This window comes from Moraxella osloensis (genome assembly GCF_001553955.1).
GTDB classification, from domain to species: domain Bacteria; phylum Pseudomonadota; class Gammaproteobacteria; order Pseudomonadales; family Moraxellaceae; genus Faucicola; species Faucicola osloensis.
The window spans coordinates 861,629-881,030 of sequence record NZ_CP014234.1; the positions used below are offsets into that span (position 1 = coordinate 861,629).

A 19,402-nucleotide genomic window follows, 5' to 3' on the forward strand; every position below is an offset into this window, starting at 1 on the left:
AGCAATTATTGCTAAGCCACGTTACTGCGTAAAAGGTTTATCCCCTATGAATCCATTATGCAAAAAGGTGGGCATGCCATCAACCATTGCTGTTTAGCAAAATACCAAGAGATTTGTTAACAGTTCGAGCGTTGAGTTAAATTTACAAGTTTAGTTAAATTTACAAATTTAGTTATATTTGAAAATTTACTTATATTTAAAAGTTCAGCTAGAAAAGATTTTGACTGACTATCTAAGCCCAACATTGCTATCAAAACCGCACTTTACGCTGCGTGGAAGAACCGATGTTCATACCTTCTCGGTATTTGGTCACGGTACGACGGGCAATATCAATGCCTTTATCTTGCAGGTGCTTCATAATACTACTATCAGATAGCGGTTTTTTAGGGTCTTCTGCCTCAATCATTTGCTTGATCATCGCGCTGATAGCGGTTGAAGATACGCCTTCCCCCTCATCACTACTGACTTGACTTGAAAAGAAATATTTTAGGCTAAATAGCCCTTTGGGGGTAAGAATGGTTTTGCTAGTAGTGATACGAGAAACGGTTGACTCATGCAAGCCCACTTCATCTGCCACATCTTTAAGTACCATCGGCTGCATTGCCATGACGCCTTGCTCAAAAAAAGCCTGCTGACGCTTGACGATACAGGTTGCAACTTTTAGTAGATTTTGATTACGCTCTTCGATGCTACGAATAAACAGCCGCGCATCATACAACTGCTCTTTTAGATAAACGCCTTGCTCGCTGTTGTCATTGCGATTGACAAGTTTGGCATACACTTGGTTAATGCGCAGTTTTGGCAAGGTTTCTGGGTTTAGGCTGACTTCCCAATGCTGCCCTCGCTGCACCACAATGACATCAGGAATGTCGTAGCTTTCAATGCCTTTATCTAGCTGGCGTTGTGATTTTTCATAAGACAGTGCAGGATTGGGGTTTAATGTGCGCAATAAGGCAAGCGCAGGCTGAATCTCAGAGACGTCAAGATTGGATGATTTAAGCAGGGCATTGATGTTATTGTTGGCAAAAAATTCTGAATGCATCAAGATTTGCTTGGCTGCTTGCCAACAGGGGGTATCACTCGGCAATTTATTGAGCTGAATCAGCAAGCATTCTGCCAAATTTCGCGCGCCAACGCCCAGTGGCTCGCAGTTTTGTATTTGCTTAACCACAAGCTCAATGTCTTCTAGCGCCAAGTCCACGTTTTCAATTTGATAAAATGACAACATGGTATCAAAACTTTGAAATAGCTCATCATTTGATAATGTGATAAAACCGCGCTCGTCCATGCTATCAATCAGATACTCCGCCATCAGCATATCAATGGTGGAGAGGCGTCTTAAATTCAGCTGCCAACGGACATAATCTTGAATGTTTCCTTGCGTGGCAAGCTTATAATCATCCTGACTGTCTTCGCTATCAATGCCAGTGGCTGCCGAAGATTCATAGCTATAAATATCATCCCACTGCGCATCCACAGGCATATCGATTTGCTGGCTGCTAAGATGCTCGCTACTATCTATCCCGTCTAAGCCAAATTCCTCATCATAGCGATAATCGCTGTCTGCATAACTGTCCCTATTATTGTCATCATAACTGTAACTATCACTTGGGCTATGACTTGCATACTCATGCACTGCCGCGGGTGCACTGTTCGGGGGATAATCTTGGCTAGCAGAAGCGGGATAAAAATCATCCGACGCTAGATAATCTTCCAACACCTCAGTTTCATGATGGGTATAGTCATCCAAATCAGCTTCAGACAACTCAACACCTTCTACTTGATAGTCATCATCGTAATCGTTATCTAGGTCTTGTTCTGGATAGTTTTCGCCATCGGGTAGGTTATCGTCGTCTTCATAAGATGTCTCCCACTCTTCTTCACGCTCAAGCAGGGGGTTGCTATCGAGTTTAAGCTGCACTTCTTGTTCAAGTTCAAGACTCGATAATTGCAGCAAGCGAATTGCCTGCTGCATTTGTGGGGTGAGTGTCATCCCCGTCGTTAGCTTTGCCCCAATACCAATTTTCATAACGCGTTTTTTCAAGCCTTATTCTAGTGAGGTTAGTTTAGATGGTGTGTCTATGGTGTGTTCATGCTCTGCTAGGTTGCTAGTTTAGTATTGTTTCAACAAGATATGCTAGTATTTTTTGACATTCAGCCGTATATTAATTATCTGCACTTAGCTTCGCTTTACTTAACTGTGCTTAGCTTTACTTAGCTGCAGCAACCCCAAATTTCACTAAATTTTTTGCTTACGAAATCACACCATGACAAAACTGACAAAATTTGCGATTGTTGAACTCAATAGCCAGACCGATATCTTAGCAAATCTTCAATCTATTGAATTAGGTATTAAAATTGCCAGTGAACGCGGCACGTGCATGGTGATTTTGCCAGAAAACGCTTTTTGTTTTGGCAAACAGGGTTTTGCCAGTCAATATTTTGACGCCTTGAAAGCTTGGTCGGCACAGGCTGCCCGCCACTATGGTGTGTATCTGCTGGCAGGTACCTTGCCCTGCCCGTATCGACCTGATGGCACGCCTGTGGCTGACGGCAAACTTCGGCAAAGCTCACTATTATTTGACCCGGCAGGCGACTGCTTAGCGCGCTATGACAAAATTCATTTGTTCAAAGCCACCGTCAATGATAGCACAGGCAACTACGATGAAGGTAGAACCTTCGAAGCCGGTAATGCGCTCATTGTGGCGGATACCGAGTTTGGCAAAGTCGGCATGATGGTATGTTTTGATATTCGTTTCCCCACCCTTGCGGTCAAGCTGCGCGAACTAGGCGCAGATATATTGACCGCGCCTTCGGCGTTTACTTACCAAACAGGGAAAGCACATTGGCATGCGCTACTTACCGCAAGGGCACTCGATAGTCAGTGCATGGTCATTGGCGCAGGTCAAACAGGTGACCATGTCGTCAATCCCTCAGAGCCTAGCAAAGTACGCAGCACTTGGGGGCATAGCGAATTTATCAGTAGTGATGGTGAGAGTGTTTTGACACAAAAAATCAATGCAGCAAGCTACGCGGTAACCGATGCAGCAAATGATGCAGCAAACGATGGAGTAACCCGAGATTTTGATTTTGATATCACTAACAATTTAGATGATCTACCTATATCTGCCAAAGCAGCAAGCTGGCTGCCTAAGTCAGATAATCGCCAACAGCTTGACCAAATTGCTGATAAGACAACCTTTTACCAACAAGCGCCGAGCGTGATTTTTGCTGACTTTGATGCGGATGCGCAGCAAATAACTCGGCAGAATATTGCGTTGCTCGAATGTCAAAAATTGTCTATCATGGCAAATAATATCTAACGACCCTGAAGCGAAAAATGGATAATCCACTTTTTGAATATTTAAAGAATAGTCCAATCTTTAGCCGTCTTGACCCTTATATGTTTCAAGTGGTCGAGAACTCATTGCATTTTAAACAGTTGAGTCCGCAAGAAGTGTTATTTACGGAAGGCGAGCATGGCGACTTTATGGCGTTTTTGCTGATTGGGGAGTTATCAGTTATTAAATACAGCCCTTCAGGGGCAGAAATTAAAGTCGGGGAGATTCGGGCGGGCGAAAGTACCGGTGAAATGGCACTGTTAGATTTACTAACTCGATCCGCCACCATTAAAGCCGCCAGCCTGTGTGCGCTTGTCACCTTGTCCCGCGCTGATTTTGAGCGACTGTTATCAGATTATCCTCGTATCGGTGTTGAGATGCTGCGTGGCTTAGCGATTATCTTGAGCCTTAATCTTCGCCGTACTTCTGAACATTTGACCCGCGCGGTAAATGCTTAATATGGTTAAGGCTGATGTGGTTAAGGTTAAGGTCGCTAAGCTTGCTAAGCTTAAGGAAGCTAGGCTTAATATTTTTTCCATGCCTAATATTACTGCTTAACCTGCCTACTATTGTGAGCTATCGCCGTGAGCGGGGATGCGCTTTGTCATACACTTGCGATAAATGCCCAAAATCCAAATGGGTATAAATCTGTGTGGTACTGATATCACTGTGTCCTAGCAATTCTTGAACGCCGCGCAAATCACCACTATCACTTAAAATATGTGAGGCAAAACAGTGTCTCAGCAAATGCGGGTATAAGTCTTGCGCGATACCGGCACGTTTGGCCTGTAGCTTGATACGCAGCTGCACGGTGCGCGTTGAGATACGCGTCCCATAACGTTCACTGACGAATACCGCAGGGTCTTGCTCTTCCACCCATAGCGAGCGATGCGGCAAATAGTTGATGAGTGCCTGCCAGGCTTTTTCGCCAATCGGTACGATGCGCGTTTTTCCGCCTTTACCAAGTACGCGTAACAGCCGCTGTGATTTGTCGATGTCAGACATATTAAGTCCCACTAGCTCACCGACCCGCAAACCACTGCCATACAGTAATTCTAGCATGGCTTTATCGCGAATCCATAACCGTGCTTCATGGCTATCTTTTGGCGCAGCTTGGTCTAATAACTGGGATAATACATCGATATCGAGTAGCGTGGGCAAGGGTCTCGGGGCGCGTTTAAGACGTATGGTTATGGTGGGATTTAGTGTCATCAGCTGCTGAGCAATCAACCATTTATAAAGTTGACGCAACACGGTCAGTTCATATTGACTACTGGATTTGGATATTTTATCGACATCCAATCGTTGAATTAGGAAATCTGACAACTGCTGACGGGTGATGTGACAAAGCGCGGTATGTTGCTCATAGCAATATGCCAAAAAAGGCTGTAGCGCTTGGCGGTAACTTTTAATAGTCGCCGCGCTATAACGCTTACTGCTTAGCTCAGCAAGCCAGCGATCTACCAAAGCTTGGTCATCGATATTGAGCACAGTTTCTGCCGCATGCGGCGTTAAGTGCGTGGGCAAATCATCGTTTGCTGATTTGCCTACACGGTTGCCCTTTTTCCCTTGACTATTTTTCCCTTGACTTAGGCTACGGCTAGTTGGCATAGTGTCAGTTAGCGAGGTTGGGGGCTATTCATGGTAATGATGCCCCTCGTCTGAGCGATGTTCCTCACTTGGTTGTGCCGGCGCAAATTTCAGCCCCGCACCTGCCATCAAACCCTCAGGACTAAATACCCCTTCATACACAAAGGTCGCAGGACCGGTCATATACACAGGATAGCCTTCTTGCCAACGAATCACCAAACTGCCGCCATACAACTGCGCTCGAATATCCACGCCTTCATCTAGCCAGCCTTCACGCACCCCTGTGGCAACGGCAGCACACGCGCCCGTACCACAAGCTTGCGTTTCGCCGACGCCGCGCTCATAGACACGTAGCCTAATATGGCGATTATTCATCACCTGCATAAACCCGACATTGACGCGCTCAGGAAATGCAGGGTGGCTCTCAATCGCTTTACCGAGTTTTTCCACCTCGGCGGTCAACACATCATCCACTTTGATGATGGCATGGGGATTGCCCATATTTGCCACATAGAGTGTCACAGGCGTACCATCCACATTGAGCCGATATGAGTTTTGAACTTTAGTAATGGTTTTGGGGGTAAAAGGAATCTCATCGGGCTCGAATTTTGGTTTGCCCATATCCACTTTTACCCAGCCATAATCATCGGTGCTAAGGGTGATAATGCCGCTGGCGGTTTCTACCCGAATACGCTGTTTAAATGACAACTTACGCGCTTGTACAAAGCGGGCAAAACATCTAGCGCCATTGCCGCATTGCTGCACTTCGCTGCCATCTTTGTTAAAAATACGATAGCGAAAATCGACATCAGGGCGGCTTGGCGGCTCAACAATCAGCAACTGGTCAAAGCCAATGCCTAAGTGCCTATCCCCTAACAACGCTACCAACTCTTTGGTCAAGTGAAGCCGCTGTGTGACCAGGTCAATGACCATAAAGTCATTCCCCAGTCCATGCATTTTGGTAAATTCAATTAACATTGTTATTCCTTAAAATTATTTTGATTTATGCATGCTATCTTATCATGATAGCTGATTTTTTATAAGGTAATTGGGGAACAAAAAAACCTTAGCAAGTCAAGCAAATTTGGGCTCGGTTACTAAGGTTTTGGTTTCAGTTGCTAAGGTTTTGGGCTCAGAGGAATCAATAAGGCTTAGCGTTGCCAGCAAACCTTACAGAATAGATTTAATCTACCAATTTTTCGTTTTGCCAAAGGCTCTCAACCGTTTCACGCTCGCGAATGACATGGGCGTGACCCTCTTTGACTAAAATTTCACAAGCACGGGGGCGGCTATTGTAATTGCTCGACATCACAAACCCATACGCCCCTGCGCCTGTGATGGCTAGGATATCATTGTCAGCCAACGCTAACACACGGTTTTTTGCCAAAAAATCGCCCGTCTCACAAATCGCCCCGACCATATCCCAAACTTTGGGTTCAACCGGTGAATTCAACTGTGTGGGGATGACCGCCATCTCTGAGTGATAAAGTGCTGGACGAATCAAATCATTCATCGCCGCATCGACAATGGCAAAATTTTTGTGTTCGGTAGGTTTTAAAATATCCACGCGAGTCAACAATACGCCTGCATTGGCAACGATGCTACGACCTGGCTCTAGGTACAGGGTTAAGCCTAGAGTTTTCAGTTTTGGTAACAGTAACTGCGCAAATTCTTCAATACTTGCAACGTCTTCGTCGATATACTGCACACCCAAGCCACCCCCCAAATCAATATGCTCAAGCGCAATACCTTGCTTGGCAAGTGCGTGAATCATCTCAATGACTTTATCCAATGCATCCATAAAAGGCTGAACTTGGGTCAACTGCGAGCCAATATGGCAATCAATCCCAACGATTTTTAGGTGCGGTAAGTCATGGGCAATTTGGTAGATACGGGGCGCATCTTCATGGGTAATGCCGAATTTATTTTCTTTGAGCCCTGTGGAGATATACGGATGGGTTTGCGCGTCGACATTGGGATTGACGCGTAGCGAAATAGGCGCTTGTTTTTGTAATTTGCCTGCCACGGCATTGATACGGTACAGCTCAGCTTCTGATTCGACATTAAAGCAAGCAATCCCTACTTCAAGGGCAGTGCGGATATCTTCGGCGGTTTTGCCAAGTCCTGAAAATACGATTTTTTTGGGGTCACCACCTGCCGCCAAAACCCGCGCAAGCTCGCCCCCTGTGACGATATCAAACCCTGACCCTGCTTTGGCAAGTTCGTTTAATACAGCAAGGTTACTATTGGCTTTTACCGCATAGCAAATCTGATGGTCAATCTCAGCAAAACTATCATCATAAGCTTGATAGGCTGCCAAAATCGCCTGCTGACTATACACATAGGTCGGTGTGCCGAAGGTCTTTGCGATATCTGCAAGACTGACGCCATCCATCATCAAGGCATTGCCATCATAACTCAGAGCATTGATTGATTTGACGTGTTCGGTCGGGTTGATTGCTAAACTTGCGGCTGCATCATTAGTAATCATTTTTACCTCCAACCGATGGCACAGTTGGCACCGATGGCACAGATGGCACAGATGGCGTGGTCGCTGAGTGAGGCGCTGATTGCGGCGCTTGGGTTGCGTTATTGTCGATCATGACGTTGGGATCTTGGGTGTTGACATCAACTTTGGTATCAGAGGCATTGGCAGTGGTGCTGGTCGGTTTGGCGGTCGCATCAACTACTTGTTGGCTATGGCTGCTCGGTAGGTACAATGCCCCTTTTTGCCCACATCCTGTCAGCACATGGGTTGCCAACATCACCATCAGCACGGCGATTGTTGGGGATAGTTTTGAAATTTGCATGAATGCCCTTAATTTTAAGAATAAAAGTAAGTATAAAAATAAAATTTGCGATGGGGTTATTGTAGCTGTTTTTGCGTTTTATAAGCAATTATCTCACCTTATTTCTCACCTTATTAAAGATGAGCGTTAAATCGATGATTTTTGTTAATTTTTCGTTTTTGTTAACGCTATCACTATTGTGGTATGCTTTTTTGCTATCGTGATGACAACAAAAATTTGGCAAAAAATTACCACAATACAATTTTTTTAATCTACAATAAATTACTTAAGACAAGGATAGCTTAAAATTTAATCCAGTTAGGAAGGCGCTTGATGCAAGGAATGCACAAGATCTTGTCTAAAGGAACAGCCATGCAAAATCCGATCTTAGTACTTAATTGTGGGTCTTCATCAATCAAATACGCGTTATTAAGCAATGACAGCAGCGAGCGCGTTGCCGGTCTTGCGGAAAACTTGGGCTTAGATACGGCACGTATCAAACACACCGACCTCAATGGGGAAAAAGTCGAAATCTCTTTGGCAGGCGCCAATCACCAATGGGCGCTGCAAAAAATATTAGGTTTATTAGCAGCTTACAAACCCGTTGCCGTGGGTCACCGTGTGGTGCATGGGGGACGTGAGTTTTCACATGCTGAAAAAGTCAATGACCATGTCTTGGCGGAAGTCAAACGGCTAAAAGTATTGGCGCCCCTGCATAACCCCGCCCATGCCTTAGGTATTGAAGCGGTGGAAAAAATCTACCCAGATTTACCGCAAGTGGTCGTGTTTGATACTGCCTTTCACCAAACCATGCCCGCCAAAGCCTACCGCTACGCCATTCCAAAAGATTTATACAATGAGCATTATATCCGTCGCTATGGCTTTCATGGTAGCTCGCACGCCTATGTCAGCCACCGCGCTGATAGCCTAACCCCTCACAACCAAGCCAATGGTTGGATTACAGTGCATTTGGGCAATGGTTGCTCGTTAACCGCCGTATATGATGGCAAAAGCTTGGACACCAGCATGGGTCTGACCCCGCTGGAAGGCGTGGTCATGGGTACGCGCAGTGGTGATGTTGACCCAAGTTTGCATATTCACTTACACCGTATTTTGGGCTATAGCCTTGACCAAATTGATACAATTTTAAATAAACAAAGCGGGTTGTTGGGCATTTCAGGTATCTCAAGTGACATGCGCACGGTGGAGCAAGCCGCCAACGAAGGCAACGAAGATGCCAAACTTGCCATCGAAATTTTCTGTTATAAAGCCGCTCGTTATATCGCCTCTCTCAGCTGTGCGTTACCGACCTTTACTGGCTTGGTATTTACCGGGGGTATCGGTGAAAACAGCGCCTCAATTCGCCAAAAAATCTTACAAAACTTGCCGCATTTTGGCATCAAAGCGAACCTTGACAAGAATGCCGAGCTCTCTCGCGGTGCCGAAGGTAGCTTCCACCAAGCCGATAGCCTACTGCAATTGTGGGTGATTCCGACCGATGAAGAATACCAAATCGCCAAAGAAACCAAAGAAGTCTTGGGTTTATAGACCCTCTCACCCTGACGCCTCATCAGGGTTTTTAGTTTGAATAAAACAACAAATAGGAACTATCATGCAAACGATTTTATTTGTGCCTACCAGTAGCGGCATTGGCTTGACCTCAGCTTGTTTGGGTTTTATCCGTGCGCTCGATTATATCGGGCTAAAAGCAGGATTTTTAAAACCTTTTAGCCAAAATATCACTGCCAATCATGAGAGTGATGACAGCTCAAATGTGCTTGCAAAACATGCCTTTAACTTAAACCCGCCACCCTCCATTGGCCGTAGCCGCTTAGAGCGCATGATTGGGGATGGTCAGTTAGATGACTTGATGGAAGAAGTGGTTGCCATGCACCAAACATTGGCTGACCAATATGACGTTATCGTCTGTGAAGGTCTGGCTGCTGACAATGATTCAAGTTATGCAGAATTGGTGAATTTAGCCATCGTCAACGCGCTAGATGCCAAAGTCATCTTGGTCAGTAGTGGCGATATTGCAAGTCCTGATAGTTTGGCAGATAAGCTAGATATTTTTGCCCGTGATTTTGGCGGCATGGCAAGCGAGCGCACGTTAGGCACGATTTTGATGCGCGTCAAAAACGTGGACAACCACTATGATGAAGCACCCGTCGCCCCGGGTAAAGCCAAAGTTGATTTGGCAGCTGAGCAGTTACAGGCGATTAAATCCCACTCCCCTTATTTTGACTCCGATAAATTTCGCTTGATTGGCGTGGTGCCTTTTAGCAATGCCTTAAGTGTCCCCCGTACCTGGGACGTGGCTCGTGAGCTTGACGCCAAATGGCTCAATGAAGGTGACGCCAAAAACCGCCGTGTGCTCAAGACTTTACTGGTTGCGCGTACCGTTGCCAATATTGGAGATTCTTTTACCCGTGGCAACTTACTGGTGACCGCAGGCGACCGTGATGATTTGATTTTGGCGACTGCGCTTAGCACCATGAATGGTGTGCCGCTAGCAGGTCTTATTCTGACAGGCGGCATCATGCCAAACCAAAAAATTATCAATCTGTGTCGCCCCGCGCTAAAAACGGGGATTCCTGTGATGCTGGTTGACACTGACAGCTTTGATACTGTCATCAAACTTAACCACATCAGCCATGAAATCCCCGCAGATGATACCACTCGCGCCAGTGAAGTCGCCGATTTTGTCGCCGCGCATTTGGATTTGGACTGGATCAAAGCCACTTTTAGTCAAGGTAACAACAACCGCAAACTCTCCCCTGCGGCTTTTCGCTATACCTTGGTCAAAAAAGCCCAAGCTGCCAAAAAAACCATCGTACTGCCTGAAGGCACTGAGCCCCGTACCGTTGAAGCGGCGGTCATCTGTCAGACTCGTGGTATTGCCCATTGTATCTTACTTGCCAAACGCAGTGAGGTCGAAGAGGTTGCCAAGAACTTGGGGCTCACCCTACCTGAAGGCCTGCAGATTCTTGACCCAGAGAATTTGATTGACAAGTACGTCAAACCTATGGTTGAGCGCCGTAAAGGCAAACTCGATGAGCTGCAAGCCCATGAACAGCTCAAAGACACCGTCGTGCTGGGTACGATGATGCTGTACTTGGGTGAAGTCGATGGTCTGGTATCTGGCGCTGTACATACCACCGCCAATACTGTGCGCCCGGCGTTTCAGTTAATTAAAACAGCACCTCAGTACTCGCTGGTATCGTCGATTTTCTTTATGCTCCTGCCTGAGCAAGTGGTGGTGTATGGTGACTGTGCCATCAACCCAGACCCTACCGCAGAACAGCTGGCTGAAATCGCCCTACAATCCGCCCAATCTGCCAAAGCGTTTGGTATCGAACCCAAAGTTGCCATGATTAGTTACTCGACAGGGACATCAGGTGAAGGTGCGGACGTGGATAAAGTGCGTCAAGCCACCGAAATCGCCAAAGCCAAAGCGGCTGAGATGGGCATGGCTGGTTTGCTCATTGATGGTCCGTTACAATATGACGCTGCCAGTGTCGCAAGCGTGGCAAAGTCCAAAGCGCCAAATTCTCCAGTGGCAGGTCAAGCCAATGTGTTTATCTTCCCAGATTTGAACACAGGCAATACCACTTATAAAGCGGTGCAGCGCTCTGCTAACGTGGTGAGCATCGGTCCTATCCTACAAGGCTTAAATAAGCCTGTGAATGACTTGTCGCGTGGCGCCTTGGTTGAAGATATTGTCTATACCATTGCGGTCACAGCCGTTCAAGCCGCTAGCAGTGAGTTTTAAGCTTTTATGTTTAAAAAAAGGTGAGTGTCAAACTCACCTTTTTGTTGTCTATCGCCATTGCCTGTCACACAGGATATCAGCTTAAATGCAAGGCTACTGTTCCAACACTCGCCTATTTTTCGCTGAATAGGCTATTTTCCCACCACTAAGTTAGTGCGCCACAATCTGTTATGCCCAAAAATTGCTTTATGGTAAAATGTCGCACGAAGTGATTTTTGTGCGCAATGTGCCGACCGATGAACCACCAAACCAACCGTAAGATGCGTCAATGATGATGAAGGATTTTAGTTTTCTTTGCCCCAACTTTGAATTAGGCGTGTGATTATGACAATGCCTCGCTGTATTCGTGTCTGGTTGGGCGGCTCATTTGATCCGGTACATTTGGCGCATTTACAGATGATTACGCATGTGTACCATGAGCTCATGTGTGCCTTCCCCAATGTTGATATCATCGCCAAATTACTGCCCACGGCAGGTTCGCCCTTAAAAACCCAGCCAACTTCCAACCAGCAGCGCCTTCAAATGCTTGCGCTTGCGATTGACGATGTGCCTTTTTTGTCGATTGATGAGACTGAGCTGCAGTGTCAGCCACCTGTGTATAGCTTTCATACCTTGAATGAGTTTAAACAGCGTTACCCCAATGACCTACTGATTTTTGTCCTCGGACAAGACAGTGTTGAACAACTTGATAGGTGGTATCGCGGCTTTGAGCTACTTTCGTTGACCAATCTATGGGTGCTACCCCGTCCTGCCTTGGGCAGCCGCAGCCTTAGCCCCAATTTAAGCCACAATTTAAGCCCCACTTTAAACCACAATTTAAACCACGCTTTAGACAAAAATTTGAACCAAAATGCTTTCGCCAATACAGATAAAACCCCTAGTATCAATTCTAGTATCAATATTGATAATCGGTTAGTGCCTTTTATCATTCATTCGCCAAAAGACTTGATAAATCAAACTACTAACCATATTTATATTGATAAGTTTGTCGTGCCTGATATCGCCAGTCGTGATATCAGAGCTTGGCTATACAGCGCAGAAGCGCGGCAACGACAGCAAGCGCGGCTAAGTTTACCGAGTCAAGTTTATCAGTATATTGTTGAGCATCAGTTATATGCCCCACATGTAGCCTGACGTTGATTTACATTTTTTGGTAACTTGTTCGTTAGATTTTTGTTAAAATAGGGTACTTTTTTTAGGATTGTCATGATCCTATTTTAAGCTACCCTTATAACCCAATCATTATGACCCAATCCATGGAATCCACGCATTTATGACCGATACCCAATTTGCTAGTTTAGTCAATCAACACCCTGCCCACCAACAGTTAACCACTTGCCTTGACATCGTTCAAGATGCCTTGGATGATTTAAAAGCCAAAAACATTACCGTACTCGATGTTGCTGATATGACTGAAGTCATGGAGCGTATCGTGATTGCCGAAGGGACATCGACCCGCCACCTTAAAGCGGTTGCCGACCATGTCGCGATGAAAGCGAAGCAAGCAGGGTTTAATCCGATTGGTGTGGAAGGTCAAGGCACCAGTGATTGGACCTTGATTGATTTGGGCGCTGTGGTGGTGCATGTGATGATGCCACAAGCCCGCACATTTTATGACCTAGAAGGCTTATGGCAAGGTGAATCGCAGCGCGAGCGTATCGAGAAAACGTCATAGTGTAGTCTATAGCTTAGTTTAGTCTATACTATGCTATACAAGCTATGGCTATACAAACTATGCGTTATCAACTAAGCGCTACAACCAAATGGGTAAACCAGTTTTACCCATTTTTTTATGACGTTAATTTTCTTTGGTGAAAAGTTATGCCAATGCAGCCGTTTGCTGACGTTGATGGTTTTTCATCCAAAGATTGATACCGATAAGGATAACAATATAGCCAATTTGTGCCAAAAATGTCTGTAGTGTCGGGTAAAATCCTAGCCATTCAATCGCTGGCAAGCCGCTCATGGCAGTCATCGGTAGATATCCCGTCAATTGCAGCGCGTGCAGACTGACACCTAAAATCTTAAAGCCCAGTAGGTAAATTACCCAAGTTAACAGTTTAAACAACTGTGGAATCGGTAATTTGACCGAGGTTTTTAGCATCACCCAAGCCACTGCTGCCAGTGCTACAAGCGCCAAACCAATCCCGGTTAAAAAATTACTCATGCTGATATTGGGTAATATACCGACATAAAACAATATGGTCTCTGCGCCTTCTCGAAACACGGATAAAAAGCTCAATCCAAATAACGACACAAAGCTGCCTGCCGTCATGGCTTGCCCCATATGACGCTTGATATAAGCGTTCCATGATTGCACGGATGATTTGCTATGCAGCCATGCCCCAATGCCAATCATCATAATGACCGCAACGATGCCAATGACCCCTTCAAACATCTCACGATTGGCGGCAGAAGTCACCGCAGGGAATAATAGCTGTAATGCCATCGCGCCTGCGATACTGGCAAGTAAGCCAAAAGCGACACCAGCATACACCCATTTTTTGGCTTTGACTTGTTTGGCAGCGGTTAAAGCCGATAATAGCGAGATGACAATCAATAAGGCTTCCAACCCTTCTCGAAGCAAAATCAGCATCGAGTCAACCGCGGTATATTGCGCTGTTGGATTAATTGCTGCCAATTCATTAATAATCGATTGCAGTGTTTGCTGCTGTTTAGGGTCTTGTCCCTTCGCCATGACTAATGGAATTTGACTTTCCACCCGATTATATAGACTGGGGTTACGGGTGCTGACATCGCCTTCGACCGTTGGCCATATACTAATAAACTCGCCTAACTTGGCTTGACCCGTCGCTGCATCGTTTGTTTTAAACGCTTGTAAACCATCGCGCAGTAACTGGATACTATCTGCCAAGGTGACGGTTTGTGTGGTTTGTACAGCGGCTACGTCACCCTTGTTATAACTGTCGATGGCGTCTTTTAGGGCGGCAGATTGGGTTTTGATTTGCGCCATGTTGATGGGTTGGGTTTCAATCGCCACTCGCATCAGCGCCATGGATGTTTCGATTTTGCCGTAATGCCCCATACTGGTATTGCGTACGACCCGCTCATTCCCTAGCCAAACTGCATTAAACTGGTTGTAAGCCGCCCGTAACGCTTCGACATCTGTCGCTGCTGCACGTTGTATGACTTGATTAAGGTTGTCATACGCCGGTACCATTTTTTTGGCAAACTCTTTTCGCTTCGCGCTGTAATCTACCGGGTTTTGCTCTTTTTCAAAGGCATATAACGCATTTGACACGGCTGATAAATTGGCTTCTGTGGGGTTGCTGATGGCTTGCCCAATCGCTTGGCTTGTCTGTTGCCCAAGTGTGGAATTTTTTGCCGTTGCATCTATGGCATCAAAGGCTGTTTGAATTTGTAGAAGGGTGTCCTTGGCTTTTGGGATATCATTGGCTTTAATTGCCGCCATCGCGTCTGATAGCTTGATAAAAATAGGGCTTAAATTCAGCTTTTTGCTGGCTGATTGACTGGCTTGCGTCGCTATCTGCGCACTTGCAGGCGTTGGTTGCTGCGCTTGTAAGCCTTGGCTGGTGATGAGCAGCGAACTTGCTAGACCAAAACTTAGCAAGGTTTTTTGGGTGATGTTTTTCATGAGTAACTTTTTAACCGTCTATTTAACCGTCTACTTTTAAGCGTGTGTGTTGAACCATCTATTTTTAACTCATATTAACCTTAAGCTTCAAATAATGCTTGTCCAATATAGCCACCTTGCGGAATACCACCAAAGCAAGCAAATAGCCCACTGCCAATGTGGGTGATGTATTCATTCAATTTATCAAGACGACCTAGCGCATTTTGGATGATGATAAATTGCTCGGGCGATTTTTGAAATGAAATAAACAGCAGTCCTGAATCAAACTGCCCAGTGGCTGGGTTAATGCCGCTACTGTAAGAATACGAACGGCGTAGCATTTCCACGCCTGTGCGTTTTGCCAGTCCCACGTGGGAATTTTCAGGTATCACTGCTTTACCCTGCGCGTCTTTGGCATTCACATCAAAGGTGTCAAATTCGCCTTTTTGTCCAATCGCCGCACCGCTATCACGATGTCGACCAAAGGTCTCTTCTTGACCCTTAAGTGAGGTGCGATCCCAAGTTTCAAGATGCATTTGGATGACACGGGTGACCAAATAAGTGCCGCCTTTCATCCAATCAGGCGCATCCGCCCATAAGTTTTTGTCCGCAGCCTTGATGGTGCTTTGGTTGGCAGTGCCGTCTTTAAAACCGAATAAATTACGCGGCGTTTGATTGCCGGTATCAAACCCAACAAAACCTGACTGACTCCAACGCATGGTAATATTAGAACGCGCTTGGCGAACCAGTTGCCGTACCGCATGGAACGCCACTTGCGCATCTTCGGCGCAGGCTTGAATACAGATATCACCGCCGGTCAAATTTTCTCGTAATTGATCGCGCGGGAATTTTGGTAAATCTTGGAATTCTTTGGGCTGCTTATGGGTAAGTCCCATTTTTTTGAGAAAACTTGGGCTAATACCAAAGGTCAACGTCAACCCATATGCGCCCATGTTGTCTGCTTCGCCTGTGTCGGTCGGGGGCACAAATGGGTTTTTTTCATACGCTTTAATGTTTTTACCTTGCGTCAAATTGACTGCATAGGTTGTCCAGTCTTTGAACATCTGTTTGACATCGTCGAGCTTATCGGTATGCAAATCCATCACCAAAAAATAAATATTACGCTGTGACGGCGTGGTAATGCCTGCTTGGTGTTCGCCATAAAAATCATATTTGACATCCGCAAAACTATTTTTGGTGGTATTGGCATCACTACCGGCGTGTTTGGGATTTTCGTTTTTATCGCTGTCTTTGGACTGATTACCATCCAAAGCTTGCAAGTTAGGTAAGTTTTCGCTTGGTTTTTGCTGGCAGGCTGACACGGCTAAACCTGCGCCTGCGACACTGAGCGCACCAAATTGGCGTAAAAAACTGCGACGATTTGAGGTTTTTAATCCCATCCCTGTTTCTTGCGCTTGCTTATCTAATTTACTATGTTTCATACTGCCCCTAACTTGATACTTACCTTTTTATGCCACCCTAGAACCGTAAAGTGAAGCAATTTTTTGCTTCACCTTTGACTTATTGCAATACAATGCCCATCTGCGCTAAGGGTTCGCCGAGTTTATTCACCGCTTCGGCTAGCGCTTTGGTATCTGCAGGGGTTAAATCTTTGTAGGATTTATAGTCTTGTTGCCCGACTTGGTGCTTGGCAAGTAGTTGGTGGACTGCAGCAAATTTTTGCTCAAGCTCGGTGACTAACGCTGGGTTTTTGGCTTGGATTTTTGGTTTTAAAATGGCAAATATTTTCTCGGCACCTTCAATATTGGCTTTAAAATCATACAAGTCTGTATGCGAAAAAATTTCTTCTTCGCCGGTGATTTTGCTCGTTGATACTTCATTGAGCAAATCTACAGAACCTTGCACCATCAAATCGCCTGTGACCTCTGCCGTTGGAATTTTGGCGTGCAATTCTTTGACATCTGCAATCAGTTGCTTGCCCAGTTGCTCGGTGCCTTTGGTGGTGTTTTGTGTCCACAAGATTTTTTCAATCGCATGGAAGCCTGTCCATACTTCATTGGGCTCAAGGTCGGCTTCACGGTTATCGATACGCGGGTCAAGGTCGCCAAAACTTTCAGCAATCGGCTCTGAGCGCTCAAAATACATACGCGCTTTTGGATATAACGCCTTCGCCTCTTCTAATTTACCCGCTTCGAGCAGTGCGACAAATTTTTGGGTATCGGTGAGCAAGCTATCAATTTGGGTTTGTACCCAAGCTTTGTATTCCGCCGTTTCTTTACTCATATCCACTGAGCTCTGCGCTGACGCTGTGACTGCAGAAGCATTGCTCGTTGCAGGCGCTGTTACGGCACTACTTGCAGCAGGTGCTACGTCGGTTTTTTGCTCGGTTTTTTGGCAAGCCGTCAACAGTAATGCAGATATCGTCAGGGGTAATATTGATAAAGTAAAAGTACGGCTCAACATAAAACATCCTTAAAAGTAAACACGAATAAATAATAAAAAAATAATGACAATTTGCGAATTATAGTGTAAATGAGAATCGTTATAAATATTTATTTTACGTTGATTGTGCTTAGCAGTTTAGGCAAAAAAATACCCCGCAGCAGCGAGGTAGCGAGGTATTGTGATTGGCTATGACGCGCAGATAGCTTAATAACCAAACAGCCTAGCCGAATTTACCGGTAATGTATTCTTCAGTTTCTTTACGGTCTGGGTTGGTGAAAATTTTATCAGTATCCCCCATTTCCATCATTTCGCCCAAGTACATAAACGCGGTATAGTCAGATACCCGTGCCGCTTGCTGCATGTTGTGGGTGACGATGGCGATGGTGTAATCATTTTTTAAGTCTGAAATCAAATCTTCAATTGAGCCTGTTGAGATGGGGTCAAGTGCTGAGGTGGGTTCGTCTAGTAGCAATACTTCAGGACGGGTTGCCACACCGCGGGCGATACACAGACGCTGCTGCTGACCACCCGACAATGACAGACCCGATGCTTTAAGTTTATCTTTAACTTCATTCCACAGTGCCGATTTTTTGAGCGCCCATTCAACGCGCTCGTCTAGCTCAGCGCGGCTTAGGCTCTCATAAAGGCGTACACCGAATGCCACGTTGTCATAGATTGACATCGGAAATGGCGTTGGTTTTTGAAATACCATACCCACGCGAGCGCGCAGCAAGTTGACGTCCACCGATTTATCCAAGATGTTTTGTCCATCTAGGTTGATTTCGCCCGTGGCACGCATGCCGGGATATAGGTCATACATACGGTTAAAGGTACGTAGCAGAGTTGATTTACCACAGCCTGAGGGTCCGATAAACGCAGTAACTTTTTTGTCAGCGATATCGATGTTGATATTTTTAAGGGCTAAAAATTTACCGTAATAAAAGTCTAGATTACGAATTTGCATTTTTGCGGTCATGATGAATACCTTAGTAAAATTTGTTTGATACTAGCAAATAGCTTTAATCTTCTATTGATCATCAATGTGATGATTGCTCTTTACCACTTAAGGCACGTGCCAAAATATTCAATGTTAATACTGCCAAGGTGATGAGTAACGCACCTGCCCAAGCCAATTGGTTTGAAATAGGGTATGGTTGGCTGGCGTATTGATAAATCACGTTTGGTAAGTTGGCAATGGGCTGACCCATATCAGTACTAAAGAATTGGTTATTAAGCGCGGTAAATAATAACGGCGCGGTCTCACCCGAGATACGTGCAAATGCCAGTAAGATACCTGTTAATACCCCAGTTTTGGCAGCACGCAGAGTAACGGATGTTACCAGTTTCCATTTTGGCGTCCCTAACGCATAAGCCGCTTCGCGCAATGTATTGGGAATTAGACGCAGCATATTTTCGGTGGTACGTACCACCACAGGAATAACCAATAGCGCTAAAGCCATTGCACCTGCCCAACCTGAGAAGTTACGACCTTGTACCATGAGCGCAAAAATAAATAGACCAATCACAATCGAGGGTGCGGATAGCAAAATGTCGTTCATAAAACGGGTGACTTTACCAAGCCAGCTGTTTTCAGCAAATTCAGCCAGATAAATACCTGCCATGATACCAATCGGCGTACCGACTACAAGCCCTAATCCTGTCACCATGATTGAGCCGATAATCGCATTGCGAAGACCGCCGATTTCGTTTGGCGATGGCGTGTCTTGAGTAAAAATGGGCATGGTCAATAACGCATGCGAGCCTGATAAAAACAATTTGAATAAAATTAAGCCTAAAAAGGTCAAGCCAAATACAATGGACAAACCGGCAAATACCAGTCCTAAAGCATTACTTAGACGGCGGCGTTTGTAGATGGCGTTGTTACGATTCATATTGGTAGTAGTCATAG

The 19,402-nt window shown here is 45.5% G+C and carries 16 protein-coding genes; 6 read left to right on the top strand and 10 right to left on the bottom strand.

What is annotated here, in order from left to right; translation table 11 throughout:
* Positions 1-250: 250 nt before the first annotated feature.
* The gene (gene rpoN / locus AXE82_RS03735; RefSeq protein WP_062331589.1) at positions 251-2,029 is read right to left on the bottom strand and encodes an RNA polymerase factor sigma-54; all 1,779 of its coding nucleotides are present in this window, start codon (positions 2,027-2,029) and stop codon (positions 251-253) included.
* A gap of 238 nt (positions 2,030-2,267) precedes the next feature.
* On the opposite strand from rpoN, the gene AXE82_RS03740 reads away from it, so the two are divergent.
* Both AXE82_RS03740 and AXE82_RS03745 read left to right on the top strand, forming a co-directional pair.
* Positions 2,268-3,323 (top strand): nitrilase-related carbon-nitrogen hydrolase, encoded by a 1,056-nt coding sequence (locus AXE82_RS03740; protein WP_062331592.1) that lies wholly within the window; start codon positions 2,268-2,270, stop codon positions 3,321-3,323.
* A gap of 17 nt (positions 3,324-3,340) precedes the next feature.
* Positions 3,341-3,799 carry a cyclic nucleotide-binding domain-containing protein gene (locus AXE82_RS03745; protein WP_036594464.1) on the top strand — a complete coding sequence of 153 codons (459 nt, stop codon included), beginning with the start codon at positions 3,341-3,343 and terminating at the stop codon, positions 3,797-3,799.
* A 118-nt stretch (positions 3,800-3,917) separates the two neighbouring features.
* Here AXE82_RS03745 and AXE82_RS03750 read toward each other — a convergent pair whose 3' ends face one another.
* The 4 genes from AXE82_RS03750 to lptM all read right to left on the bottom strand — a co-directional run bounded on the left by AXE82_RS03750 (position 3,918) and on the right by lptM (position 7,741).
* Complete coding sequence (locus AXE82_RS03750) at positions 3,918-4,952, bottom strand: tyrosine recombinase XerC (RefSeq protein WP_062331595.1); 1,035 nt, start codon at positions 4,950-4,952, stop codon at positions 3,918-3,920.
* Between the two features lie 24 nt (positions 4,953-4,976).
* Positions 4,977-5,909, bottom strand: a complete 933-nt coding sequence (gene dapF / locus AXE82_RS03755; protein WP_062331598.1) for a diaminopimelate epimerase — start codon at positions 5,907-5,909, stop codon at positions 4,977-4,979.
* 205 nt (positions 5,910-6,114) lie between these two features.
* Positions 6,115-7,422, bottom strand: a complete 1,308-nt coding sequence (lysA, locus tag AXE82_RS03760) for a diaminopimelate decarboxylase (protein WP_197931448.1) — start codon at positions 7,420-7,422, stop codon at positions 6,115-6,117.
* Positions 7,412-7,741, bottom strand: a complete 330-nt coding sequence (gene lptM / locus AXE82_RS03765; protein WP_062331601.1) for an LPS translocon maturation chaperone LptM — start codon at positions 7,739-7,741, stop codon at positions 7,412-7,414. The genes lysA and lptM overlap by 11 nt, the downstream gene beginning before the upstream one ends.
* A 351-nt stretch (positions 7,742-8,092) precedes the next feature.
* Between lptM and AXE82_RS03770 the strand changes: the two genes are divergently transcribed.
* The 4 genes from AXE82_RS03770 (at position 8,093) to rsfS (ending at position 13,167) form a co-directional block, all read left to right on the top strand.
* Complete coding sequence (locus AXE82_RS03770) at positions 8,093-9,268, top strand: acetate/propionate family kinase (RefSeq protein ID WP_062331604.1); 1,176 nt, start codon at positions 8,093-8,095, stop codon at positions 9,266-9,268.
* Positions 9,269-9,332: 64 nt separating this feature from the next.
* The gene (gene pta / locus AXE82_RS03775; RefSeq protein ID WP_062331606.1) at positions 9,333-11,492 is read left to right on the top strand and encodes a phosphate acetyltransferase; all 2,160 of its coding nucleotides are present in this window, start codon (positions 9,333-9,335) and stop codon (positions 11,490-11,492) included.
* A gap of 324 nt (positions 11,493-11,816) precedes the next feature.
* Positions 11,817-12,626 (top strand): nicotinate-nicotinamide nucleotide adenylyltransferase, encoded by an 810-nt coding sequence (locus tag AXE82_RS03780; protein WP_062331609.1) that lies wholly within the window; start codon positions 11,817-11,819, stop codon positions 12,624-12,626.
* A 139-nt stretch (positions 12,627-12,765) separates the two neighbouring features.
* Positions 12,766-13,167, top strand: coding sequence for a ribosome silencing factor (gene rsfS / locus AXE82_RS03785; protein ID WP_062331612.1), 402 nt, complete (start codon positions 12,766-12,768; stop codon positions 13,165-13,167).
* A 144-nt stretch (positions 13,168-13,311) separates the two neighbouring features.
* Here rsfS and AXE82_RS03790 read toward each other — a convergent pair whose 3' ends face one another.
* The 5 genes from AXE82_RS03790 to pstA form a co-directional block, all read right to left on the bottom strand.
* On the bottom strand, positions 13,312-15,108 hold the full coding sequence (locus AXE82_RS03790; protein ID WP_062331615.1) for an FTR1 family iron permease: 1,797 nt from the start codon (positions 15,106-15,108) through the stop codon (positions 13,312-13,314).
* Between the two features lie 80 nt (positions 15,109-15,188).
* The gene (gene efeB / locus AXE82_RS03795) at positions 15,189-16,529 is read right to left on the bottom strand and encodes an iron uptake transporter deferrochelatase/peroxidase subunit (protein ID WP_062331618.1); all 1,341 of its coding nucleotides are present in this window, start codon (positions 16,527-16,529) and stop codon (positions 15,189-15,191) included.
* Positions 16,530-16,608: 79 nt separating this feature from the next.
* On the bottom strand, positions 16,609-17,511 hold the full coding sequence (efeO, locus tag AXE82_RS03800) for an iron uptake system protein EfeO (RefSeq protein WP_062331621.1): 903 nt from the start codon (positions 17,509-17,511) through the stop codon (positions 16,609-16,611).
* Positions 17,512-17,713: 202 nt separating this feature from the next.
* Positions 17,714-18,469 (bottom strand): phosphate ABC transporter ATP-binding protein PstB, encoded by a 756-nt coding sequence (gene pstB, locus AXE82_RS03805; protein ID WP_062331624.1) that lies wholly within the window; start codon positions 18,467-18,469, stop codon positions 17,714-17,716.
* Between the two features lie 61 nt (positions 18,470-18,530).
* A complete protein-coding gene (gene pstA, locus AXE82_RS03810; protein ID WP_007117173.1) occupies positions 18,531-19,400 on the bottom strand; it encodes a phosphate ABC transporter permease PstA in 870 nt (289 codons plus the stop codon).
* Positions 19,401-19,402 lie beyond the last annotated feature (2 nt).